The 24,745-nt window shown below is 69.0% G+C and carries 14 protein-coding genes; 10 read left to right on the top strand and 4 right to left on the bottom strand.

Annotated elements, in window-relative coordinates:
- Positions 1-3 precede the first annotated feature (3 nt).
- The 8 genes from ACTWNK_RS00170 to ACTWNK_RS00205 all read left to right on the top strand — a co-directional run bounded on the left by ACTWNK_RS00170 (position 4) and on the right by ACTWNK_RS00205 (position 13,229).
- Positions 4-429: a hypothetical protein gene (locus tag ACTWNK_RS00170; protein ID WP_474301420.1), complete on the top strand. Its 426-nt coding sequence runs from the start codon at positions 4-6 to the stop codon at positions 427-429.
- The gene (locus tag ACTWNK_RS00175) at positions 384-572 is read left to right on the top strand and encodes a hypothetical protein (protein WP_474301421.1); all 189 of its coding nucleotides are present in this window, start codon (positions 384-386) and stop codon (positions 570-572) included. Before ACTWNK_RS00170 ends, ACTWNK_RS00175 begins: the two co-directional genes overlap by 46 nt.
- Positions 573-1,606: 1,034 nt before the next feature.
- A complete protein-coding gene (locus ACTWNK_RS00180) occupies positions 1,607-2,233 on the top strand; it encodes a helix-turn-helix domain-containing protein (protein ID WP_474301422.1) in 627 nt (208 codons plus the stop codon).
- Between the two features lie 1,641 nt (positions 2,234-3,874).
- Positions 3,875-5,929, top strand: a complete 2,055-nt coding sequence (locus tag ACTWNK_RS00185; protein ID WP_474301423.1) for a P-loop NTPase fold protein — start codon at positions 3,875-3,877, stop codon at positions 5,927-5,929.
- 265 nt (positions 5,930-6,194) lie between these two features.
- The gene (locus tag ACTWNK_RS00190) at positions 6,195-8,501 is read left to right on the top strand and encodes a tetratricopeptide repeat protein (RefSeq protein WP_474301424.1); all 2,307 of its coding nucleotides are present in this window, start codon (positions 6,195-6,197) and stop codon (positions 8,499-8,501) included.
- A 608-nt stretch (positions 8,502-9,109) separates the two neighbouring features.
- Positions 9,110-10,789 (top strand): ATP-binding protein, encoded by a 1,680-nt coding sequence (locus tag ACTWNK_RS00195; protein ID WP_474301425.1) that lies wholly within the window; start codon positions 9,110-9,112, stop codon positions 10,787-10,789.
- Positions 10,789-12,033, top strand: coding sequence for a hypothetical protein (locus tag ACTWNK_RS00200; RefSeq protein WP_474301426.1), 1,245 nt, complete (start codon positions 10,789-10,791; stop codon positions 12,031-12,033). Before ACTWNK_RS00195 ends, ACTWNK_RS00200 begins: the two co-directional genes overlap by 1 nt.
- 581 nt (positions 12,034-12,614) lie before the next feature.
- On the top strand, positions 12,615-13,229 hold the full coding sequence (locus tag ACTWNK_RS00205; RefSeq protein ID WP_474301427.1) for a recombinase family protein: 615 nt from the start codon (positions 12,615-12,617) through the stop codon (positions 13,227-13,229).
- A gap of 178 nt (positions 13,230-13,407) precedes the next feature.
- Here the strand turns inward: ACTWNK_RS00205 and fxsT are convergent, their stop codons facing one another.
- The 3 genes from fxsT to ACTWNK_RS00220 all read right to left on the bottom strand — a co-directional run bounded on the left by fxsT (position 13,408) and on the right by ACTWNK_RS00220 (position 21,851).
- On the bottom strand, positions 13,408-15,834 hold the full coding sequence (fxsT, locus tag ACTWNK_RS00210; protein ID WP_474301428.1) for an FxSxx-COOH system tetratricopeptide repeat protein: 2,427 nt from the start codon (positions 15,832-15,834) through the stop codon (positions 13,408-13,410).
- 758 nt (positions 15,835-16,592) lie between these two features.
- Entirely contained in the window at positions 16,593-19,022 is a 2,430-nt protein-coding gene (locus ACTWNK_RS00215; RefSeq protein WP_474301429.1) for a tetratricopeptide repeat protein, read from the bottom strand.
- 210 nt (positions 19,023-19,232) lie between these two features.
- Positions 19,233-21,851: a tetratricopeptide repeat protein gene (locus ACTWNK_RS00220; protein ID WP_474301430.1), complete on the bottom strand. Its 2,619-nt coding sequence runs from the start codon at positions 21,849-21,851 to the stop codon at positions 19,233-19,235.
- A 529-nt stretch (positions 21,852-22,380) separates the two neighbouring features.
- On the opposite strand from ACTWNK_RS00220, the gene ACTWNK_RS00225 reads away from it, so the two are divergent.
- Entirely contained in the window at positions 22,381-23,019 is a 639-nt protein-coding gene (locus tag ACTWNK_RS00225) for an HNH endonuclease family protein (protein WP_474301431.1), read from the top strand.
- A gap of 39 nt (positions 23,020-23,058) precedes the next feature.
- Positions 23,059-23,388: a hypothetical protein gene (locus ACTWNK_RS00230; RefSeq protein WP_474301432.1), complete on the top strand. Its 330-nt coding sequence runs from the start codon at positions 23,059-23,061 to the stop codon at positions 23,386-23,388.
- Between the two features lie 777 nt (positions 23,389-24,165).
- Here the strand turns inward: ACTWNK_RS00230 and ACTWNK_RS00235 are convergent.
- Positions 24,166-24,729 carry a hypothetical protein gene (locus ACTWNK_RS00235; RefSeq protein ID WP_474301433.1) on the bottom strand — a complete coding sequence of 188 codons (564 nt, stop codon included), beginning with the start codon at positions 24,727-24,729 and terminating at the stop codon, positions 24,166-24,168.
- Positions 24,730-24,745 lie beyond the last annotated feature (16 nt).

The raw sequence follows: 24,745 nt of genomic DNA on the forward strand, positions 1-24,745 counted from the left end.
ATCGTGATCGTCCTGCCCCCGATCCCCCTCCCGCCGTTCCCTCGTTCGAAGGGCTCCTCGATGCTGTGGCACGCCACCCCCGCCGCCCCGCCAGGCCCGGCCGCTCCCTTACCCGAACAAGACGCACCCGCCGGGGCGGCCACACCGTCCGGCCTGTGCGCCCGCCCCGGCGGGTGCTGGCAGCCCGGCTGCCCCTGCGACGCCGAGGAGATGGCCGGCTACCTCGTCACCATCTGGGCCCTGCGCAGCGGCCGCGTCCCGCTCGCGCCCCCCTTCGAGGAGTTCACCGAAGACGAGCTCATCACCTTCTGGGCCGACAACCTCACCGTCGGCCCCCCACCCGGCCACCACCACAACCACACGAAAGATGAGGAACTCCCCCGGTGTTCTCCCTCCCCGCGCTGCTCACCCTGCTGGCCACCCTCGTGACCGCCTCCATCGCCTGCGCCCTCACCCTGGCCGCCACCACCGCCTGGCCCGCCGCCCTCCTCAGCGCCGGAGCCGCAGGCGCCGCCACCCTCACCGCGCTTCCCAAACTCATGAACAACGACAACGACAACGACCGCGACTGAGAACGGGAGCAGGAGCACACCGCCGATCCGTCGGCGGAGATCGCGCGCACGCGCGTAGGGCCGCCGAAAACTCCAAAACCCCAGGGTGGTTCTGTTCGTGAGATCTGACCGCACCTGTTCGTGACTCCCGACCACGGTCGGGTTTCGGTGAAGTCGTTGTTCGTGAGCTTTGACCGCAGGATGTGGCTATGGGTGAGACGCTGGATGCGCTTCGTGATGAAGGGGCGCCGCCAGCATGCCCTCTTCGAAGGTCGAGCTGTACGCCGCGATGCCCACGCGGGGATGTCAGGTCGTGCGATCGAGAAGAAATATCAGGTCGGTCGGCGGACGATCGTCAGGGCGTTAGCTTCGGCGTGGCCTGAGCCGCGTAAGCAGATTCCGCAATTTCAGAGACTGCCAGGCTATGGACTAGAAGTGCTCAGCGCCTCCCTTAAGAGATGGCGAAGTGGGGGTCGCGTGATGTGCGAGCTTGCCGGTTAGGCGAACCCACTCCTGGAGATCGTCCAGGAGATCCGCAGTTATCTGCACCCCCACAGGAAAGAGGCGCCCAAACAGCTCGTCCGCCGGATTGATCAACTCAACAGACGCCGGGGCGAGCTTCTGGGCGCCCTCCTCTGCGGTGCGCCCAGACGGCATCGGCGCGATCGGCCGCGGGGCGGCGCGCCGAACAGAAGGTTCTACGACGGTCGCTGCGACACCGGGGCCGGCCCAGAACTGTTCAGCTGTCACACCGATGAGCCGAGCAGCTTTCATGGCCTGCGCTGGGTCGATGCGCCCCATCTGCGAGCGCAGGACGCGCAATGTCCCACCGTGGGGACCTCTGTACAGGGCATGTACGCCCTCTTCCTTCCGCTTGGCGAATCCCCAAGCATGGAGGCGGTCGACGAAGTCTCGGCAGGTTGGGTGCGGTCCTTCGAGGGGGTGGACATCGATCGATTGCGGCATGACCCACTCCTATCTGGTGTCGGGTTCAACTCCCGACTAGAGTAGACTTCGAAGCGACTTTGTATCCAACTACATTTTGGAGTTGACTAGTGGAGGGATCAGCGCCCGGCTACCGCCAGGTCGACCATAACCTCGCAGAGAATCTGGTCACTTTCCGTGAAGCTGCAGAGATGAGCCAGGAGGAATTAGCACAGCGGATGAGCGAACGCGGGTTCGGGTTCAGTCAAGCAACGATCTGGAAGATCGAACGCAGCAAGCGACCTGTTCGCGTTGGCGAACTCCTTGCACTCGCCGAGATACTGAAGCAAAACCCGCTAAACTTCACCAAGCTCCCCGAGGTGACGCGACTCCAAGTTCGCTTGGAGCAAGCCAACAGGAACGCCTATGACGCCCATAACCGGCTGAAGGAGGCCACGACCGCATACCTGCATGCGCAGGAGGACGTCCTTCTTGCAGCCCACGAGGCGCACAATGCAGGGCTTGCGGTATCGACGCTGCACACCTCGTCCTTGGCCCGTCCCCCGGAGCGGCTTGTCATCGAGGCCCGGGTGGATTTCCAGATGGCCGACATCCAACACGAGCAGCTCATGGATGAGGTAGACAAAGTCATCGGTGCCATTCACGATGCGGGCTACAAGCCGATCCTGACTCTGGAAGACGTCGAACTCGAACCAGGGGGGACGCCGCCCGCTTGGAGCCCAGACACTCACACCTGAAGCCAGCCACCGATAGGGCAAGTGGAGCCGCCGCCGCCACGTCCGCTCCAGCCAGCTCCGCGAAGCCGAGCAGGAATCTGGCCCAGCGGATGGCGGCCGGACTCGCCGCGATGGCCTGAGCCTTGACCAGGCCGCCGCCCTGGGGCGCTGAAGAGATGGACGATCCCGATTTGCTGCCCAGCGGCTAAACCGTGTGGCCAACCCCAGGGGCAGCCCCTGCTGAGGGAAGTGGCGATCGACCGTGCAGCCGCTCCCCCGTCTTCCTTGCGGATCTTCTCAACGGCCGCTCGGGCTGAGCGCGATCGACGCCGAAGGCGACGCCTGCTGTTCTGTCGCTGGCGATGAGTACCGTTGTGACCGGCAAACGACAAAGCCCAGTCCTCATGCCGGAGGACTGGGCTGCCGCGGCTGCCCAGGACTCGCGCCCTGCACCCTTGTTGACACCTTCAACGTATCGAGGACCACTCTCATTTTTGCAAGCAGACGCGAGCCCAGCGCAGCCACCTCCAATCCGATTTCCCTTATGGAAGGCATGCGCATGTCCAACTTCACTCTCTCGGTGAGCGTCCCGGGCCCTTGGGGGCGCCACCTCGTCACAGTCGTTGTCGTGATCGTGGTGGTCGTGGCCGCCAAGCTGGGCATCGAGCCTCAGCTCCCGTTGCGAGCCGCTCTCTGATGCCCGGAAGCTGACGACGTGATGTGATGGCCCTCGGCGCTCCGAGAAGCACTGCATCACGTCGTCAGCGCCCCACCCGGACTAAACATGATCCTCAGTCGTGGCAGGTATCGCACTTGTCGATCGCAGAGGAAACCAGTGCGAGCTGCCCTGGTCGCACATGGAGCGTTTTTGTCTTACAAAGCGTGAGAGACAGCGCCGTCATTGTGCGCTCACACGGCCCCCTCGTCACTTCTCCTACGGGCCTGAGACTGCCGGTCCGGCCGGTGCCGACGGATTCCGCTGAACCGAACGGTGTACTCATTCGCGGGCGGATCTGTGGCACCTTGATCCGCCCGCGCATCTCACCCACCCCCGATGCGTTGGGAATCGATCATCACCAGGGGTGTGCGGTCGCAGGACCGGGAGGCGTAACGGATCGGCGACGCCCCGGGACGGTCGGGCGCTTTGACCGCACAGTGGAGGCATGACGCTTCCCGGCAAGCACCCCCCCGCCCCGCCCGCCCTCAAACAGGGGGTGAACGCCTCCAGGGGACAGGGCGGTGAGCATGGGCGGCGGCAACTCCATGACGGCCATCGTCGGTGGTGTCACCCTGATCAGTTCCTGGACGCCCCGCACAACCCGGCCAGTGGTCCGGGTTTGGGTGCGGGAGTGGTCACGCAGCCGATCTCAGGGCTAGGCAGGGTCGACAAGAGCGAGCTCGCGGTCCAACACGCGCACATACCGGCGTGAGTACGAAGTGGTGTGGTGGCTCGACGTCGACGGCCCCAACTGGCTGCGGGCATGTCTCACAGCCCCGGCGGGACCTGGTGGTCGCAGCTGATCGACGAGCCAGCCGCCTCCTACGCGCTTGCGTGCCTGGCCGGGGTATCGGGTGACTGCTTGTGTTCAACGAACTTGACGCATGCTCGGCGGCGCGACAGGGGACTCGTCGGCGACCAACCGATTTACGAGGGGGGCAGCGATGACTGATCGCGACCAGCTTCTGCGGGACGTCCTCGACGAGGCGCTGGATTCGCCGGAACTGGGAAACGTAAATGACAAAGACGACTTGCGGACTTGGTTCCTGAAGAACAAGCACAAGGTGGTGCTCAGTGCGGGCGAATCGGCCCAGGCTCACTACCGCAGAGCGATCAAGTCGGAGAAGCGCCACAACCGCGTCTTCTTTCCACTCGCCGTGCTTGTCATACTGACTTTCAGCATAGCGACATTGGGCATCTGGGGATGGGCGGAGGAGTTAGAGGCCTCCTTACGCGAAGCCCGAGAGTTAGAGATCGTAAACGCCCTGAGTCATTCGTTCGTGATCCTGGCCATAGGCGTCTTTCTGGCTATCGTGGCGGGAACGTTGTGGGAGGAGGGTTCGATTTTTGGTGCTCTCGCGGGCCTTTGTTTGGCAGTGGGAGTCCTCGGAGGACTTGGTTACAACGTGCAGAAAGTGTGGTGGATGTATGACCACCGACTGCCGACCAACATGGAGGGCAGCGGCTACATGTGGGGCTGGTGGGTCGGTATCGGAGCCTGCCTAGCCCTTGCCGCAGCAGTAGTTTTGCTCAACAGCTCACCCGGGCCCGGCCAGGCCGTCACCCTACTGGAGGCCTGGAAGGAAGTCCTGGCCCAGCACACTTTGGCCGTTCTCCGCGAGGAAATCGGCGACCGGACGGACCGCCGGTACGGAACCATGCTGACTATCAGCATCGACGTGGCCCCTGGCCTGAAAACGACCCGCGGTGACAACCACCACGTCCAGACGCAGGCCGACCGGGATCTGATCGCGGTCAGCCGAGCTATGGACGGCGGCAGCATCGCCCTTGCCGGGCCACGTGGCACCGGGAAATCACAGCTCCTACGGGTTTTCGCGCAAACCCCCGACCTAGCGATCGCCAGCATCCAGGTAGACGCGCCGGTCCTTCACGACCGGCGCGAGTTCATGCTGCATCTGTTCGCACAGGCTTGCCATTCGATCACTGACAACGACCCCAAGGGACTGCAGGCCGCCGCCAAGGGACGCCTGCGCCAGATCCACTACCTGACGACCCACGCGACCGAAACCGGATGGAGTGCCAGCTGGATGAACCTCGGCCTAGCGGGCAAACGCGGGACCGGTCGGTCCCGCCAGGCGCTGACCTACCCCGAGATCGTCCACAACCTCAAAATGTTCCTGCGCGACCTGGCCCACGAACGACGACGGCAAGGCAGGCGCCTCGTCATCGGTATTGACGAACTGGACCGCATTCAGCCACCGGCCAAGGCTCGCGAGTTCCTCAACGAGGTGAAAGCTGTATTCGAGGTTGCCCACTGCCTGTTCCTCATCACCGTCTCCGACGAGGCCCTCCGCGACGCCGGCCTGGCCCCGGCCAGCGGACGCGACGCCTTCGACAGCGCCCTGGACGAAGTCATCCGCGTCGAACCACTCGACTTCGAACATGCCGTCAAGGTACTCAATTCCCGGGTACTGCACCTTCCTGTGCCGTTCATCGCCCTGTTCTCCTGCCTCACCGGCGGCATCTCCCGTGATCTGGTCCGCACCGCACGCGCTGCCATCAGCACCGTCACGCCCGGCACTCCCCGCACCCTGGCCGATGTCACCCAGCGACTCATCAGCAGGGAACTCACCAGGCTCGGGACCGGATCCGCCTCTGCCAGCGACGGCGGCTCCCCGGACCTGGTCGAACTCTTCCACAGCCCCTTGTCCTTCACCGATGGAGAACTCTGCCAGCGAGGCCAGCAGCTCCTGGACCTGTCGGCGACCCTTCCCGAAACCGGGCCACTGGCCACGACCCTTGCCAACCACGTCTTTCACCTCGACACCATTCACGGCATCTTCGTCGGTGGCTCTGCGGCCTCCGCAATGCAGGTGACCCTTGCCCCCGCCCATCCTGGCGCGCTCGACCACCTCATCCGAGCACGCCGATTGATCGGGCAGGCAGACATTCAGGCGTACCGTCTCCTCCAGCAGGTTCGTACCGCTTGGAATCTGACTTCCTTGCCCCCTCTGCTGCCGAACTCACCCACTGAATGAAGGTTGAGCAAGCGCCTCCGTCGATGGTCGGGCCGCGCCCTCCTGAGAGACACGAACGCGGCGGTGTTCGACATTCGATCCCTTGTTGAGCAAGATCCGCAGGGCGCTGAAACGAGGTGACGGCGCCCGGATCGTGTCCGGGAAACGTGTCGGGAAGTGCCGGTGTCCGGGAAGGCGGGGCCGACCGTTTGCCGTACAGGCGCCGGGTGGTAGGGGATCGGCGGACATCATGGGCTGGTGGCGGGTGCTGCTGGAGCATGAGCACATGGCCTCCTCCCCTCACGGGCAGCCCGCACAGCCCGGACCCGGTGTGCACTCCGCAGGTGAGCGGTCGGCGGCCGTCGGCGGCGACCACCAGGGGCCGATCATCACCGGCGACGTGCACGGCGGCCTTCACCTGCACCCCCCGACCCCGGCCGCCCAGACCTCGCGCGGTGCCCGCCCCGTGTTCCTGCCACGCCAAGCCGGCCGCATGTTCGTCGGCCGACACGACGAACTGGCCGTACTGGACGAGGCGCTGACCACCCACGGGCAGGGTGCGGTGGTGGTGCGGCAGCGGGTGGACATGGTGCACGGGCTGGGCGGGATCGGTAAGTCCACTCTGGCTGCCCACTGGGCTGCCAGCCATCTGGACGAGCACACCGCCACCTGGTGGATCACCGCCGACAGCGGCGAGGCCGTCACCGAGGGCCTGGCCGCCCTGGCCTCCGCCCTCAACCCCACGCTGGGCGGGCAGCCGCTGGAGGAGCTGGCCGAGCACGCCATCACCTGGCTGACCGGCAACGACGGCTGGCTGCTCATCCTCGACAACGTCATCACCCCCGCCGACGTGGAAGACCTGGCCGGCCGGTTGCGCAACGGCAGGGTTCTGATCACCACCCGCACCGCGACCGGCTGGCACCACCTCACCGACCAGGTGCTGCACCTCGGTGTCCTGTCGCACGAGGAAGCGGTCGAACTGCTGACCAAGGTTGTCACCGCCGCCCGGCCCGGCCACGACCTGACGGGCGCCGACCGGCTGGTGACCGAGCTGGGATGGCTGCCGCTGGCGGTCGAACAGGCGGCCGGATACATCGCCGAGACCGGCCTCACACCGCAGGAGTACCTGGAGCTGCTGGCGGGCTATCCCGCCTCCATGTACGCCCACAACCCGGCCGGGACTCCGATCGACCGCACCGCGGCCCGGGTGTGGCACACCACCCTCGACCACCTCCGCGACACCGTCCCGCTGGCCTGGGCCTTGCTGCTCATCCTGGCCTGGTACGCAGCCGACGCCGTCCCCCGCACCCTGCTCACACCTATCGGCGAAACCGCAGCAGAGGGGCCACCCGGACTGCAGACCGCGCTGGCCCGGCTGGCCGCCCACAACATGATCACCCTCACCACCGGCGCGATCACCGTCCACCGCCTCGTCCAGGCCGTGGCCCGCACCCCTGACCGCACCGACCCTCACCGACAGCCAGACGACATCGCCGCCGCCCTGCACACCGCCACCCGCCTCCTCGACCACGCCCGCCCCGCCGACACGAACCTGCCCGCAGACTGGCCCGCCTGGCGTGCCCTGCTGCCGCACATCACCGCCCTGGCCAGCCACACAGACCCCGGCACCGACACCACCGACACCAGCCTCCTCCTCGACCGCACCGCCACCTTTCTCCAAGGCCAGGGCACCGCCGGGCAGGTGATCGACTACTGCGAACGCGCCCTGACCGCCGCCGAACGCCTCCATGGAAGCGACCACCCCGACACCCTGACCTCCCGCAACAACCTCGCCACCGCCTACCAGAATGCGGGCGACCTGACCCGCGCCATCCCCCTGTACGAGACCACCCTCACCGACCGTGAGCGGATACTCGGCCCCGAACACCCCCACACCCTGTCCTCCCGCAACAACCTCGCCCTCGCCTATTGGGAGGCAGGCGATCCGGCCCGCGCCATCCCCTTGTTCGAGACCGTCCTCACCGACTTCGGGTGGGTGCTGGGCCCAGACCACCCCGACACCCTCACCTCCCGCAACAACCTCGCCCTCGCCTACCGGGATGCGGGCGACCTGGGCCGCGCTATCCCCCTGTTCGAGACCGCCCTCACCGACTTCGGGCGGGTGCTGGGCCCCGCGCATCCCCACACCCTGACCTCCCGCAACAACCTCGCCCTCGCCTACCAGGACGCGGACGACCTGGGACGCGTCATCCACGTGTACGAGGCCACCCTCGGTGACCAGGAACGGGTACTCGGCATAGACCACCCCCACACCCTCACCTCCCGCAACAACCTCGCCACCGCCTACCAGAAGGCGGACGACCTGGGACGCGCCATCCCCCTGTTCGAGACCGCCCTCACCGACCGCGAACGGGTACTAGGTCCCGAGCATCCCCACACCCTGACCTCCCGCAACAACCTCGCCCGCGCCTACCAGGACGCGGACGACCTGGGACGCGCCATCCCCCTGTTCGAGACCACCCTCACCGACTGCGAGCGGATACTCGGCCCCGAACACCCGACAACAAGAGTGGTCCGCGACAACCTGGAACAGGCCAGGCGAGACGGTGACATCGAGGCCGGTGAGCAGTGACCGTTCCTATGCTGCGTGTTTCGTAGGTGACCGCTCATGTCACACGCCGACGCTGTGCGCCTGACCTGGGCGGCGGGTGTTTCACGGGTTGGTGCAGACAGAGGCCCGATAAGACGCGCTCATAAGGCGGCTGGCATGGGAAGGGCCCGGCTCCCCACAGGTGTGTGGGTGCCGGGCCTGGTGGTGGGTGGTTAGCGGTGGGTGATCCACCAGATGGCCAGGGCCGCACAGGCCAGGTGGCGTGGGCGGGTGCGGTCGATCACGGTGCTTCCTCTTTCAGAGGATCCCGGGGTTCCTCGACTCCGGGTGGTGTCCGTGATTGATCCGGTACAAACGGTTTTCCCGTTCGTCCTGCGGTGGTGTGGTGGAACGGGCAAGGTGGGTGACCCCGCCGGATGCGGGGACGGCGTGTGGTCCGGGAGGTTTCCGATCCGGATGCGGCGACGGGCGGACCTGAGCGTGTGGGAGGGGCTGGGGTGGGTGAGCCGTTGAGCTGGAAGGACGCCTACGCCGAACAGCTACGCGCACTGCACGAGGCTGCCGGTAGTCCCCCAGGGGCGGCGTTGAAGGCCCGGGCTGACCGGCGCGGGCCTACGGTGAGCTTTTCGGTGCAGTCGTGGAGTGAGTGGTGGCGCGGCAAACGGGTTCCCGCCGACGAGGCGAGTGCGCGCTGGCTGGTGGAGGAATGCCTTCGCCCCCTCGCCCGGACGACCACCCCGAACTTTGTGGCGCCGCCGCCGGAGTGGTGGGAGAAGACGTGGCGGATGGCGCGGGCCGAGCGCGACGGCGGCGGCCGCCCCCCGACCGCCCACCCGGCCGCAGGACCGCTGGAGACGCCTGAACCACCCGAGCCGCCCACGCCGCCGACACGCGCCGGCGGGGAACGCTCAGTGATCGTCGACGGCGACCAGCACGGCATCATCATGACCGGCAACATCAGCTTCTCCTTCATGCCGCCTGCGATGCAGGAGGAAAGATCGCAGCCGGGCCGGTCGCTGGCCGAGATCACCGACCCGTTCGCCCTGGAGGTGCACCGCTCCATCGACACGGCGCAGAGCGGGTTGCCGATGCTGCCCGCCTACGTCCCGCGCGCCCATGACCGGCACCTTGCCCAGGTGGTGGAGCGGGCTGCGGCGGGTGAGAGCGGGATCGCGGTTTTGGTGGGCGGGTCGTCGACGGGCAAGACAAGGGCGTGCTGGGAGGCCCTGCACCCCCTGCGGGATCGGGGGTGGCGGTTGTGGCACCCGATCGACCCCACCAGAGCCGACGCCGCCCTTGACGCGCTCGCCCGGGTCGGCCCGTACACGGTGGTGTGGCTGAACGAGGCCCAGTTCTACCTCGACACCACCGGCGGGCTCGGTGAGCGTGTCGCGGCCGGGGTGCGTGAGCTGCTGCGTGATCGGGGGCGGGGGCCGGTGCTGGTTTTGGCGACGTTGTGGCCGCAGCACTGGGACACCCTCACCACCCGCCCCACCGCCGACACCGACGCCGCCGACGCGCACGCCCAGGCGCGGGAGTTGCTGGGCGGGCACGACATCAAGATCGCCGACTCCTTCACCCGGGCCGATCTGAGCGCGCTTGGCGCCGTCGCGGGCGCCGATCCCCGGCTGGCCGAGGCGGCCGAGCGGGCCGGGGACGGGCAGGTCACCCAGTACCTGGCCGGGGTGCCGGTCTTGATGGGCCGCTATGAGCAGGCGCCGCCCGCCACGCGGGCGCTGATCGACGCCGCGATGGACGCCCGCCGCCTCGGCGCAGGACCGCACCTGCCCCTGGCCTGGCTTGCCGCTGCGGCACCCGGCTACCTCACCGACACCCAATGGGCCCAAACCGACCACAGCACCTGGCTGCAACAAGCCCTCGACTACGTCACCACCCCCTGCCAGGGCATCCCCGGCATCCTCACCCCCGTCCACACCGGCACCCCACGCAACCGCCGCCCCCCTGCAACGGCGCAAGCAGGCTCCGAGCCCGCCTACCGGCTGGCCGACTACCTGGACCAGCACGGCCGCGACCACCGCACCGCCATCATCCCGCCCGTCGACTTCTGGACCACAGCCGCCACCTCAGCAGACCGCAGCGACCAAGCCGTGCTCGGGGAGGCCGCCGAGCGGCGGGGCCTGTATCGCGATGCGGCCCGGCTGTTCAAGAACGCCACTACCCACGGCGCCTCCTACACCGCCCGCGCTCTCGTGCTACGCCTGCATACCCTGCATCCTGCGGACCGGCGCCCGGCCGACTGGGCTGTCGCCCACCCCCCCTCGACGACCCAGGCGCCGTCGCCCACCTGATGGTCAGCCTGCGCAAGGCCGGAGCACGCGAGCAGGTCGCCGTGCTCGCCACCCGGGCTGTCGCCCACACCACCCTCAACAACCCGTCCGACGTCGCCGACCTGATGGTCAGCCTGCACGAGGCCGGGGCGGAGGAGCAGGTTGCCGTGCTGCTGGCCCGCGACCCCGCCACCCACACCACCCTCAACAACTTGTCCGACGTCGTCCACCTGCTGAACAGGCTGCGCAAGGCCGGAGCACGCGAGCAGGTCGCCGTGCTCGCCACCCGGGCTGTCGCCCACACCACTCTCAACAACTTGTCCGACGTCGCCGACCTGATGGTCAGCCTGCACGAGGCCGGAGCACGCGAGCAGGTTGCCATGCTCGCCACCCGGGCTGTCACCCACATCCCCCTGGACGACCCGTCCGCCGTCGCTCGCCTCCTGGGCATTCTGCGCTGGGCTGGGGCGGAGGAGCAGGTTGCCGTGCTGCTGGCCCGCGACCCCGCCACCCACACCTCCCTCGACAACCCGTCCGACGTCGCCCGCCTGCTGAACAGACTGCACGAGGCCGGAGCACACGAGCAGGTCATCGCGCTCGCCACCCGGGCCGCCGCCCGCACCCCCCTCGACAACCCAGGCGCCGTCGCCCACCTGCTAGTCAGCCTGCGCCAGGCCGGGGCACACGAGCAGGTTGCCGTGCTGCTGGAGCGCGACCCCGCCGCCCACACCTCCCTCGACGACCCGTCCGCCGTCGCCTACCTGCTGGACAGACTGCGCGCGGCTGGATCACACGAGCAGGTTGCCGTGCTGCTGGCCCGCGACCCCGCCGCCCACACCACTCTCGACAACCCGTCCGACGTCGCCCATCTACGGGACAGACTGCGCGCGGCCGGAGCATACGAGCAGGCCGCCACGCTCGCCACCCGGGCCGCCACCCACACCACTCTCGACAACCCGTCCGCCGTCGCCTACCTGCTGGACAAACTGCGCAAGGCTGGATCACACGAGCAGGTCGCCACGCTGCTAGCCCGCGACCCCGCCACCCACACCAACCTCAACAACCCGTACCACGTCGCCGACCTGCTGGTCAGCCTGCGCGCGGCCGAAGCACACGAGCAGGTCGCTGTGTTGGTGGGAAGGTTTCCCGCCGCCGGGCTGTTCGACCAGTTCGTCGACATCGGTGATCACAAGGACCGGTTCGCGTTCGGGCGAGAACCTGAGGGCGAACCCGCCGCCCCCTGGGGATGGGAGGACCTGCAGTAATCGCTCGCGTGTGCTGCTGCCGGACATCGGCTCCCGGAACCCGGTCTCCAGCCTTCTCTGACCGGGAAGATCGGCCCCGCACAGCAGACGCCTCTCACGCTCTCCTGGTGCCCGGCTCTCGGATCCGGCCGGAGGCGGTCTGGTGTTGAGTGCGGTGAATTCGGCGAGGGCTTGTGCCACAGTTTCGGTCGGCTTCGTCTTGACGTGTCCGGCCAGGGGTTTCGTCCCAAGTACGCGCAAGACGTCGTCGATACCGTTGCTGTCCTTCTGTCCTCGGCTTTCGTCGGCGACAGCGACGGGGTGGGTGACATGTTCCGCGAGGCCACCAGCCAGGCCGTCCCCGAGTGGATGAGGCGACCACCCGCAGGGGGCTGAGGGGAAACCCTTCGCAGAACCGTGCCTCGGTCTGTCCGTTGGTATGCGGCCGGGTGTTCCGCTTCTAAGAAAGTGGAACGACCCGCACCACCACCGAACACGATCTTGGAAATCGGACGACAGCAGACACCCCGCGTTCCGGAAATCGTTCCACTAGAGATGTTCCGTAACTAGGGTACGGAGACGAGTTTCGGTACGATCGTGGGATGACGAACAACGGCGGGCACCCTCAGGCCGGGCTGGAACTCGGCTACGCGCGCGTTTCCACCACAAAACAATCACTGGAGCGGCAACTGGACGCCCTGGCCGCCGCTGGCATCCCAGGCACCCAGATCTATCTCGACAAGAAGACCGGCACCACCGTCGACCGCGACGGCCTCAACCGGCTCCTGGCCTACGCCCGCCCCGGCGACACCATCGTCGTCCACACCCTCGACCGCATCGGCCGCAACCTGCGCGAGGTCCTCAACCTCGTCCACGAACTGTCCGGACGCGGCGTAGGCGTGCGCTCCCTGGCCGACCCGCTGCCCATCAACACCGCCGACGAGGGCATGGCACGCATCGCCTTCCTGCTCCTGGCGTTGTTCGCCGAGATGGAACGCACCTTCACCGCCGAGCGCGCCGCCCACGCCCGCGCCGTCGCCGAAGCAAACAACCGGCACATCGGCCGACCCGTCGCCCACCCCGAGGGCAAAATCGAGTACGCGCGGCTCCTCAAGGGCCAGGGCGACTCCCTCGGCGTCATCGCCGCCAAGACCGGCATCCCCAAGACCTCCCTGCACCGCTATCTGAGCACCGGCTCCACCACGGATCGCGGGTGAACGACCCCCGGCCCCTACCGGCGACGGCTTCATCACCTTCAAGAACGGCACCCTGAAGCCGCTCGCGCGCGCCCGCGCGAGCGGCTCGCAAAAGTTCCCGCCCCGGAAAGGGCTGAAGACCTGGCACCGCCGCACGCCATGGCGAACACCTGCCAGCAGCCCCAGAGCCTCAGCGCTGTCACTCCGCAGCATCTTCTCGGCGCGCTGCCTCCAGGTTCCCGCGCACCACCTCCGTCGCCGGGTGCTGCGGCCCCAGCACCCGCTCACACCCGGCCAGCGCCGCCTCGAACAGGGCTACGGCGCGCCTCAGATCCCCGGCCGCCTGGTAGGCGTAGGCGAGGTTGTTGCGGGAGGTGAGGGTGTCGGGGTGCTCCCCTCCCAGGACACGCTCGCGATCGGCTAGGACGGCCTCGTACAGGGCGACGGCGCGCCCCAGGTCCCCGGCCGCCTGGTAGCCGCTGGCGAGGTTATTGCGGGAGGTGAGGGTGTCGGGGTGCTCCCCTCCCAGAACACGCTCGCGATCGGCTAGGACGGCCTCGTACAGGGCGACGGCGCGCCCCAGGTCCCCGGCCGCCCGGTAGGCGCTGGCGAGGTTATTGCGGGAGGTGAGGGTGTCGGGGTGCTCCCCTCCCAGAACACGCTCAAAGTCGGCCAGCGCCGCCTCGAACAGAGGAATGGCACGTCCCAGATCTCCGGCCGCCTGGTAGCCGCTGGCGAGGTTGTTGCGGGAGGTGAGGGTGTCGGGGTGCTCGCCGCCCAGAACACGCTCAAAGTCGGCCAGCGCCTCCTCGTACAGGGGGATGGCACGTCCCAGATCTCCGGCCGCCTGGTAGCCGCTGGCGAGGTTGTTGCGGGAGGTGAGGGTGTCGGGGTGCTCGCCGCCCAGGACGCGCTCGCGGCTGGCCAGCGCCTCCTCGTACAGGGGGATGGCACGTCCCAGATCCCCGGCCGACTCGTAGGCGTAGGCGAGGTTGTTGCGGGAGGTGAGGGTGTCGGGGTGCTCGCCGCCCAGGACGCGCTCGCGGCTGGCCAGCGCCTCCTCGTACAGGGGGATGGCACGTCCCAGATCCCCGGCCGACTCGTAGGCGTAGGCGAGGTTGTTGCGGGAGTTGAGGGTGTTGGGGTGGTGCGGGCCGTGGAGGCGTTCGCCGGCGGTCAGGGCGCGTTCGTAGTAGCCGATCGCCTGCCCGACGGCGCCTTGGCCTTGGAGGAAGGTGGCGGTGCGATCGAGGAGGAGGCTGGTGTCGGGGGTGTCGGTGCCGGGGTCGGCGTGCTCTGCCAGGGCGGCGATGTGGGGGAGCAGGGTGCGCCAGGCGGGCCAGTCGGCGGGCAGGTTCGTGCCGGCGGGGCGGGCGTGGCCGAGGAGCGTAGTGGCGGTGTACAGGGCGGTGACGATGTCGCCGCCTTGGCGGTGGGGGTCGGCGGGGTCGGGGGTGCGGGCCACCGCCTGCACGAGGCGGTGCACGCTGATCGCGTCCGCGCTCAGTGTGATCATGTTGTGGGCGGCCAGCCGGGCCAGCGCCGCCTGCAACCCGGGCGGCCCCTCTTCCACTTCTTCGCCGAGGGGGGTGAGCAGAGTGCGAGGGATGGCGTCGGCGGCGTACCAGGCCAGGACGCGTAACAGGCTCCCGGCCAGCGGGGCGGTGTCCCCGAGATGGTCGAGGGTGGAGTGCCAGACCCGGGCCACGGTCCGGTCGATCGCCGTCCCGGCCGGGGTGTGGGCGTACATGGAGGCCGGATAGCCCGCCAGCAGGTCCAGGTACTCCCCGGGTGCGAGGCCGGTCTCGGCCAGGTACCCGGCCGCCTGCTGCACCGCCAGCGGCAACCACCCCAGCTCGGCCACCAGCCGGTCGGCGCCCCCCAGATCGTGCCCAGGGCGGGCGGCTGTGACGATCCTGGTGAGAAGTTCGACCGCTTCCTCATGCGACAGGACACCAAGATTCAGCACCCGGTCGGCGAGGTGATGCCAGCCGATCGCGGCGCGGGTGGTGATCAGCACCCGCCCGTTACGCACCCGCCCCGCCAGCTCCTCCACATCGGCGGGGACGACGACGTTGTCCAGGACGAGCAGCCACCCGTCGTTGCCGGTCAGCCAGGCGAGGGCATGTTCGGCCAGCTCCTCCAGCGGCTGCCCGGCCAAGCCGGAGTTGAGGGCGACGGCCAGAGCGGCCAGACCTTCGGTGACGGCCTCGCCGCTATCGGCGGTGATCCACCACGTGGCCGTGTGCTCGCCCAAGTGTTGTTCGGCCCAATGGGCGGCCAGAGTGGACTTGCCGATCCCGCCCAGCCCGTGCACCATCCCAACCCGCTGGCGAACCACCACTGTCGGCCCGCTCCCGGCCTCCCCCTCACCCGCCGCCATCGCCGCATCCAGAGCTGCCAGCTCCTGCCCGCGGCCGACGAACATCCGCCCGGCCAGACGCGGCAGAAACACCGGACAGGCACCACGCCCGGCCGGGGACGCCGGAGCGTGCACGTGCACGTCACCGGTGAAGATCGGCCCATGGTGGTCACCGCCCACAGCCGCCGAGCGCCCGCCCGCAGCGTGCACACCGGGCTCGGGGCGCGAAGGCTGCTGCGGCTGCCCAGGCGGGGAAGAGACCATGCGCCCATGCTCCAGCAGCACTCGACGCCCGCCCACCATGTCGCCCGATCCGTTACCACACCGGGCCGCCCCCACTCTCTTCTCTCGCACCCCGGCCAGCCCCGCCCGCCAACAGCCCGAAGACGAACAACCCGCCGCCCTGCGAGGCAAGACCACCTGGATGCGGCTCTCGCACGCCACGAGACTCGTCTTCGTACCGCAGTCACGGAACAGCGGTAGCAGGACGACTTCCGGAATGGCGAGTGTCCGGTTCCACCCGGTTTCCGGGATCACCAGCTGAGGCTGTGCGAGGTCTTCCGGTTTCTTAGAAGCGGAACACCCCGGCAGCACACCAGCGGACAGGCTGGGGCGCGGGCGGTACGACGCCCCTGTCTGTCATTGGGTGGGGCGTGAGGCGAGGTAGGCGGGCAGGTGTTGCTCGCAGCAGGCCCACAGTGTTCCGGATTTGTCGGCGACGGTGTATTTCACGTCGTGGGTGCACAGGGGTTGGCGCGACTGCCGCCCCAGGTGCAGCGGGTGCGGCTGGCGGCGCCCGGTCTGGCTTACGTCGCGGTTGGGCTTGCAGGGGCCCGGCGGCTTCTGGGCGGACCTGCGCTTTCCCGATGTCCTTCTTGTCGACCTGGGCGGGGGCACGGTGGAGCGGGCGTTTACCGTCTGATCTCTACCTGGTCCGTCACCACCGAGGTGTTCATGAACTGAAACACCAGGTCATCCGTGCAGGGGACTACGGGAATCGACAGACGCCCGCAAGGGAACGATCACTCCTCACCGGCTGCGATGTCACCGTCTCGCCTGACCAGCTCCAGGTTTCCGCGAACTGCTCTTGTTGTGGGGTGGTCTGGGCCGAGGATCCGCTCACAGTCGGCGAGGGTGGCCTCGTACAGGGGGGTGGCGCGGGTGAGGTCGCCCGCCGCCCGGTAGGCGCCGGCGAGGTTGCTGCGGGAGGTCAGGGTGTCGGGGTGGTCGGGGCCCAGCACCCGCTCGCGGTCGGCGAGGGTCGCCTCGAACAAGGGGGCGGCGCGTGCCAGGTCGCCCGCCTCCTGGTAGGCGTAGGCGAGGTTGTTGCGGGAGAGCAGGGTGTGCGGGTGGTCTGCGCCCAGCCCTCGCTCATGATCCGCCAGGATGGCCTCGAACAGAGAGAGGGCGCCTCTCAGATCGCCCGCCTCCCGGTAGACGCTGGCGAGATTGTTGCGGGAAGACAGGGTGTGGGGGTGGTCCGCGCCCAGCACCCGCTCACAGGCAGCGAGGTTGGCCTCAAGCAGAGGGATGGCGCGTCTCAGATCGCCCGCATCCCGGCAGGCACCGGCGAAGTTGTTGCGGCAGGTCAAGGTGTGGGGGTGGTCTGCGCCCAGCACCCGCTCGTGATCGGTAAGAGTGGTCTCGAACAGAGGGACGGCACGCCTGAGGTCGCCCGCCGCCTGGTGGGCGCTGGCGAGGTTGTTGCGGGAAGACAGGGTGTGGGGGTGGTCCGCGCCCAGCACCCGCTCACAGGCAGCGAGGTTGGCCTCAAGCAGAGGGATGGCGCGTCTCAGATCGCCCGTATCCCGGTAGGCGTAGGCGAGGTTGTTACGGGAGGTCAGGGTGTCGGGATGGTCTGTACCATCCCTCTGCTCGCGGTCGGCGAGGTTGGTCTCGAACAGGGGTAGAGCGCGTCCCAGATCGCCCGCATCCTGGTAAGCGCCGGCAAGGTTGTTGCGGAAGGTCAAGGTGTCGGTGTGGTCGTTTCCGTGGAGGCGTTCGGCGGTGGTCAGGGTGCGTTCGAGGTAGGCGATCGCCTGGCCGAGTGTGCCCTGCCCGCGTAGAAAGGCGGCGGCCTGGTCCAGGAGGAGGCTGGTGGCGGGGGTGTCGGTGCCGGGGTCGGAATGGTCGGCCAGGGCGTTGATGTGGGGGAGCAGGGTGCGCCAGGCGGGCCAGTCGGAGGGTAGATCCGCATCGGCGGGGAGGACGTGGTCAAGGAGACGGGTGGCGGTGTGCAGGGCGGTGGTGATGTCGCCGGTTTGGCGGTGGGGGTCGGCGGGGTCGGGGGTGCGGGCGACCGCCTGCACGAGGCGGTGCACGCTGATCGCGTCCGTGGTGAGGGTGATCATGTTGTGGGCGGCCAGCCTGGCCAGCGCGATGTGCAGCCCGGGCGGCCCCTCTTCCACGGCTTGGCCGATGGGGGTGAGGAGGGTGCGGGGGATGGCGTCGGCGGCGTACCAGGCCAGGACCCGCAGCAGGTCCCCGGCCAGGGGTGTGGTGGTGTGGAGGTGGTCGAGGGTGGTGTGCCAGACCCGGGCCACGGTCCGGTCGATCGCCGTCCCCGCGGGGCCGGAGGAGTACAGGGAGGAGGGGTAGTCGGCCAGCAGGTTCAGGTACGCCTGCGGGGTGAGGCCGGTCTCGGCCAGGTAGCCGGCCGCCTGCTGCACCGCCAGCGGCAACCACCCCAGTTCGGTCACCAGCCGGTCGGCGCCGGTCAGGTCGTGGCCGGGGCGGGCTGCTGCGACGATCTTGGTGAGGAGTTCGACCGCTTCCTCGTGCGGCAGTACGCCGAGGTGCAGCACCTGGTCGGTGAGGTGGTGCCACCCAGTGGCGGTGCGGGTGGTGATCAAGACCCGGCCGTTGCGCAACCGGGCAGCCAAATCCTGCACGTCGGCGGGGCTGATGACGTTGTCGAGGATGAGTAGCCAGCCGTCGTTGCCGGTCAGCCAGGTGATGGCGTGCTCGGCCAGTTGCTCCAGAGGTTGCCCGCCCATGGACGGGTTGAGAGCGACGGCCAGGGCGGCGAGGCCTTCGGTGACGGCCTCGGGGCTGTCGGCGGTGATCCACCAGGTGGCGGTGTGCTCGCCGAGGTGTTGTTCGGCCCAGTGGGCGGCCAGGGTGGACTTGCCGATCCCGCCCAGCCCGTGCACCGTCCCGACCCGCTGCCGCACCACCACCGCCCCCCACCCGCGCGCGTGGGTGGTCAGCGCCTCGTCCAGGGCCGCCAGTTCGTCGTGTCGGCCGACGAACATGCGACCGGCCTGGCGCGGCAGGAACACCGGGCGGGCGCTGCGAGTAGCCGGGGCCGGGGGGTGCAGGTGAAGGCCGCCGTGCACGTCGCCGGTGATGATCGGCCCCTGGTGGTCGCCGCCGACGGCCGCCGACCGCTCACCTGCGGAGTGCACGCCGGGTTCGGGTTGTGAGGGCTGCTCGGGAGGGGAGGAGGCCATGTGCTCATGCTCCAGCAGCGGCCGCCGCCCGCCCATGATGTCGCCCGATCCGTTACCACCCGGCGCGTGTACGGCAAACGACCGTCCCCACGTTCCCGGACAGTGGCACTTCCCGACACGTTTCCCGGACACGATCCGGGCGCCGTCACCGCCGTTTCAGAGACCTGTGGATCTTGTCCAGGAGTCGATCGATTCCCAACACCCCGCCGATCAAGACCCTGGCTCTTCCCGCAGAGCGCGGACTTCGGCGAGGTTGTCCCGGACGATGCCCAGGGCGTGGTCGTCGTCGAAGGAGACGAAAATGACCTCCGCCTGCCGGTAGGCGGTGACGGCTTCGTCGAAGCGCCGCACTTCCTGCAGGGCGGTGCCGAGGTTGTTGAGCGCCTGCCCTTCGCTGCGGTGGTCGCCGACCTCGTGGTAGATGTCGGTCGCCTGCTGGTGTGCGGTGATGGCGTCATTGAAGCGCTGCATCTCGTGCAGGGCGGTGCCGAGGTTGTTGAGCGCGATGCCTTCGCCGTGGCGGTCACCGACCTCGCGGCAGATGTCGGCCGCCTGCCGGTGCGTGCTGATGGCCTCATCGAAGCGCTGCATCTCGTGCAGGGCGGTGCCGAGGTTGTTGAGCGCGATGCCTTCGCCGTGGCGGTCACCGACCTCGTGGTAGATGCCGATCGCCTGCTGGTGTGCGGTGATGGCCTCATCGAAGCGCCGCACCTGCCGCAGGGCGGTGCCGAGGTTGTTGAGCGCGATGCCTTCGCCGTGGCGGTCACCGACCTCGTGGTAGATGCCGATCGCCTGCTGGTGTGCGGTGATGGCCTCATCGAAGCGCCGCACCTGCCGCAAGGCGGTGCCGAGGTTGTTGAGCGCGATGCCTTCGCCGTGGCGGTCACCGACCTCGTGGTAGATGTCGGCCGCCTGCTGGTGTGCGGTGATGGCCTCATCGAAGCGCCGCACCTGCCGCAAGGCGAGACCGAGGTTGCCGAGCGCCATGCCTTCGCCGTGGCGGTCACCGACCTCGCGGCAGATGCCGATCGCCTGCTGGTGTGCGGTGATGGCCTCATCGAAGCGCCGCACCTCCTGCAGGGCGAGGCCCAGGTTGTTCAACGTCTGGCCTTCGCTGTGGCGGTCGCCGGCCCCGCTGAAGATGCCGGCCGCCTGCTGGTGTGCGGTGACGGCTTCGTCGAAGCGCCGCACCTCCTGCAGGGCGAGGCCCAGGTTGTTGAGCGTCGCGCCTTCGACTCGGCGGTCGCCGAGCTCGCGGGCGGCGTCGACGGCGGCGGTGCCGACGGTCAGCAGATCGTTCAGATGCCGCCGCCAGTCCAGGTAGATGACGAGGCTGGCGGGCAGGAGCGCGGCCACCCGGTGGCGGCCGGTGCCGGAGGCCCCGGCGACGGCAGCGATGAGATTGGCGCGCTCGGCGTCGAACCACGCCAGCGCCTGCTGCCGCCCTTCGAACAGGACGGGGACGGGTTGGCCGGGCAGGGCGCGCAGGTGGGCGTCGGCGGCTTCGGCGGTGTGCAGGTAGTGCTCCAGCAGCCGGTCCACAGCCTGGGACTGCTCGTCGTCTCCGGCATGCGCGCGGGCGTGCTCGGCGGTGTGCTCGCGGATGAGGTCGTGCATGCCCCACCGGCCCGGCGCCGGGACGGTGATCAGATGGGCCACCGCCAGCTCACGCAGTTCCCGCCGTGTCCGCCCCTTCTGCTGCCCGGCCAGGGCGGCCGCCGCGGGCAGGGCGATGTCCGGGCCGGGGGCCGCGGCCAGCAGCCGCAGCAGTCGGCCCAGGTGCGGCCGGGTGGTGAGCAGGTGGCGGTAGGACAGCTCCAGCACCGCCCGCACCGGCAACGGCCCCCCTCCCCCCGCCCCGCCGTCACCGGCGGCGCCGTCGGGCGGGGACAGCACGTCCAGCCGCTCCCCGGCCGCAGCCAGCTCACCGGCCAGCTCCGCCAGCGGCCTGCCGGGCTCGGCGCCGAGGAGGGCGGCGGCGATCTGCAACGCCAGCGGCAGATCCCCGCACAAGGCGGCCACCCGATCGGCGCCTGACTTCTGCTCGACCGCCCGAAGGTCGGCGGGGTCGCGCAGGGTCAGCGCGGTGTGCAGCAACTCCACCGACTCCGCCCGCTGCAGGACGGCCAGGTCGAGGTGGCGGGCGGGCAGCGAGGCCAGCGTGTGCCGGGATGTCACCAGCAACCGATGACACGCTTGCGGGGGCAACAGCGGATGCACCTGGCCGATGGCGGCGGCGTTGTCGGCCACCACCAGCACCCCCCTACCCTCGCCCGCCAGGCCGGCCAGCGTCGACCGGTACAACCCCAGCACCTGTTCCGGATCCGCAGGCAGGTCTTCGCCGTGCACGCCCATCGCCCGCAGCAACTGCCCGGCCGCGGCTCCCGCGCTCACCTGCCCGCCCGCGTCGGTGCTGTAGCCGCGCAGGTCGACGAAGAACACCCCGCCCGCAAACCACGCCTTCGCCATGGCGTGGTGGGCGGCGACCAGGGCCAGGGCGGTCTTGCCGATCCCGCCCATCCCCGCCACCGCCGACACCACCACCCCCGAACCCACCCCGGCACCACCCAGGTCGCGGGCCGGGTCGAGGAAGGCCACCAGCGTGCCCGCCGCGCCCGCACGGCCGGTGAACCCTGCGGGAGGGGCGGGCAGCCCGGCCAGAGCCCGCGGCGCTGCGGCCCGCATTTGAACGGTCGCGCTGATCACGGTCGCGCCATCACCGATGACGACCGTGCCGCCGACATCCCCTCCCACCGCCACCGACCCCTCACCGGAGGCGTTCACACCCTGCGCGGGCGTGGCGGGGGTGTGCTCGCCGGGAAGCGTCATGCCCCCACTGTGCAACCAGCCCGCCCGCCCATCCCGAGCCGTCGCCGATCTGTTACAGCCTCCGCGAGATCCCGGTGACGGCAGACTCCCGGCGGCGCGGGGGGCGTGCGCCCGCCCGGGCCGGGTTGTCGCGGCCAGCCCGGCGCTCATCCGCTGAGCCAGATGCTCCGGCCCGGCTTCGGCGAGCTCGCCGACCCGGACCCGGCGGCGGCTCCACTTACCCCACCGGTGGCGGACCTCGGCCGGTGGCATGCCGGCCGCCTCTGCCCTTCGTCTCAAGCGCGCGCTCGCCCCTGTGGCGGGCTGCTTGCCTGGTGGCGGCTTGTGGCTTGTGTCCCTGTTTCCAGGACGAGGCGGCCGGCGTTACGGTGCTCATCCGCCAAAACGGGGTGACACACCTTGTCTGATATCACCGTGTGTAATCACATGGTTGCTCTGGGATGGTGGTGTGGTCCCCGGCGACTCGCCCCTGATCAGGAGCCCCCCTTCTCCTGCCCGAGGTCCACGCCCGGGGGCCGGGAGGCCCGCTGTGCGCCGAGCCCCGGCCGCCGCGCTCTGCGCGGCCGCCACCCTGCTGTCGGCCGTCGTGCTCAACATCCCCGCCGCACCGGCCGCGGGCGAGCCGCCCGGCCTGCCCGGCCCGCAGCAGGCCACAGCCCAGCTCGCGGAGCTGAAGGTGGCCGGCGAGACACACGGCGCCACCTACGACCGGGCGTTGTTCGCGCACTGGTCACCGGTACAGGGGGAGTGCAGCTCCCGCGAGCATGTCCTGATCCGCGACGGCGTCGACGTGGTCGCAGGCGCCTCCTGCGCTCCGACCTCCGGGATCTGGCGCAGCCCCTACGACGGCGCGGTGTGGACATCACCGGACCACCTCGACGTCGACCATCTGGTGGCCTTGGCCGAGGCTTGGCGCAGCGGCGCCTGGGCCTGGAGCGCCCAGCGGCGCGAGGCCTTCGCCAACAGCCTCACCGACGGCGAACTGTGGGCGGTGACCGATGAGGTCAACCTGGCCAAAGCCGCCAAGGACCCCTCCGCCTGGCGGCCACCACTGGCCTCATTCACCTGCACCTACGCGCGCGCGTGGGTGGGCGTCAAGCACCGCTGGGAACTGAGCGCCCAACGATCGGAGGTCGATGCCCTGCACACGATGCTGGCCACCTGCTAACCCCCCATCTCCATCCCTGTGTGTGAGGACCCCCTTTCTGTGATCACGAAGCTGCTCCTGCCCGCCGCCCTGACCGGGGCGCTCCTGCTCACCCCCGCCGCCACCCCCTCCGCCTTCGCCGCCACCAACCCTCCCCATCTCCCCGCCACCGCCGTCGCCGTCGACGGCGCGGTCCAGGGCGGCGCCCCGGTCGCCGAGGCGCAGGCGGCCTGCCGCTACCGGCGGGTGGGCAACATCTGGAAATGCGTCACCCCCGGCGCCTACTGCCCGCAGGCGGCGCACCGTAAGTACGGCTACGCCAAGAGCACCGGCAACAGATACCGGTGCACCAAGTACGCAAACGGCCGCTGGAGATGGAAGCGCGCCTGACCACACCGGCGCCAAGCACCCCCTGTGACGTGCGCCGCCCGCCGCCGACCGGGCTGCGAGCCGGGTAGCGCCCCTGGCTGTCCGCGGTGGCCTGCGGCGCGTCACGGCACGCCGGTCAGGCGCGAAGGCGACGAACCCGCCCCCACTACGGCGCCCGCGGGGAGCGGGGGCGTGGTGTGCGGTGCTCGGTGGATACCCAGCGCCTGGTCTGGCCGTGCTGTGGGCGTGGCGGTCACGGGTTTGCCACAAAGGCGCCCGGTGCCGCGCGGGGGTGGGCGGTCGGTCGAAGGTAGCGAGCATCCGGCGATGCTGCTGGGCAGGTGTTCGTACCGCAGCTGGTGCGCGACAACCCGCCGCCTGCAGCCGGGGCATCCTGCGAGCCCTGGACAGAGCCGGGTTGCTCAGCTTGGCGGCAAAGCGCACCAGGGCACCAGGGCACCGAAAGTAACATCGCGACCCCGTACCAGGGCAACAAGTCGCCCTTCCAGAAGCAGCCCAACCGCTCCAACGCCCGCCTATGCGAAACCCGGCGAACGAGCCAATGCCCAGCTCACGACCTGGCGCATCCTCGCAAACCGCGCTGCTGCCCATTAAGCCGAACACCTCCGCAAGGCCACCGCCGTCCTGCGAAATACGAGACCACCTGAGGATGAAAGAGGTTACTGAAGACCGAGGCCACCGCATGATCTTCGACTGTTTTCACAGACTCCGAATGATCACGCGGTGGCCGTTAATGCTCTATCTTGGCAACGAAGATGGCGGCGTATCCCTGGAATACTACGCTCTGATCGTGAGCGAGCGGATGCGGTCATTCATGTAGTCGCCGACATATGCCTTGTCTCCGGTAAACGGCCTCCCGTATTCGCCGAGATTGGTTGACCGGTACAGGTCACCTCGCAGACAGTTGCTCCACACTTTGAAAGAAGAGATGACGTGCCGCCACCAGTACGCAACCGGGAAGTCGGTGATGGATCCGGTGTCGGTGATGGCGTAGCCCTCGCTGTCGCACGGGCCGAACGCGCCTTCCACATAGGTGGAGCGCCCCTGATAGTGGGCGTCTTCGTACCAGGTCATCAACAGGGTGCCGGAGTTGATTCGCAGGCTCTCCTTCTCGCTGGAGCAGGTGTGGGACAGGACGCGGGAGGCCTTCTCTCCCGGCTTTAGCTTGTCGAGGACGATCCGGCAGTACTGTTGCGGGTCCGAGAAGCTTCCCGTCGAGGCCTGCGCGCCAGAAAGACCCTGTGCCGCCATGAGAAAAGCGGTGAATACGATGGCGGTGATAATCTTGCGCACTATTCCTCCTTGGCGATTCGAAATCGCGATATGGCTGGCAATCTTCACGTGCCCGTCTCCTTTC

This window comes from Nonomuraea sp. IBHARD001, from assembly GCF_056106265.1.

Bases quoted from the DNA above. Each gene is read 5' to 3' on its own strand.
- fxsT (WP_474301428.1), bottom strand. From the start codon at position 15,834: ATGGTCTCTTCCCCGCCTGGGCAGCCGCAGCAGCCTTCGCGCCCCGAG.
- ACTWNK_RS00215 (WP_474301429.1), bottom strand. From the start codon at position 19,022: ATGGCCTCCTCCCCTCCCGAGCAGCCCTCACAACCCGAACCCGGCGTG.
- ACTWNK_RS00190 (WP_474301424.1), top strand. From the start codon at position 6,195: ATGGCCTCCTCCCCTCACGGGCAGCCCGCACAGCCCGGACCCGGTGTG.
- ACTWNK_RS00205 (WP_474301427.1), top strand. From the start codon at position 12,615: ATGACGAACAACGGCGGGCACCCTCAGGCCGGGCTGGAACTCGGCTAC.
- ACTWNK_RS00200 (WP_474301426.1), top strand. From the start codon at position 10,789: ATGGTCAGCCTGCGCAAGGCCGGAGCACGCGAGCAGGTCGCCGTGCTC.
- ACTWNK_RS00185 (WP_474301423.1), top strand. From the start codon at position 3,875: ATGACTGATCGCGACCAGCTTCTGCGGGACGTCCTCGACGAGGCGCTG.
- ACTWNK_RS00220 (WP_474301430.1), bottom strand. From the start codon at position 21,851: ATGACGCTTCCCGGCGAGCACACCCCCGCCACGCCCGCGCAGGGTGTG.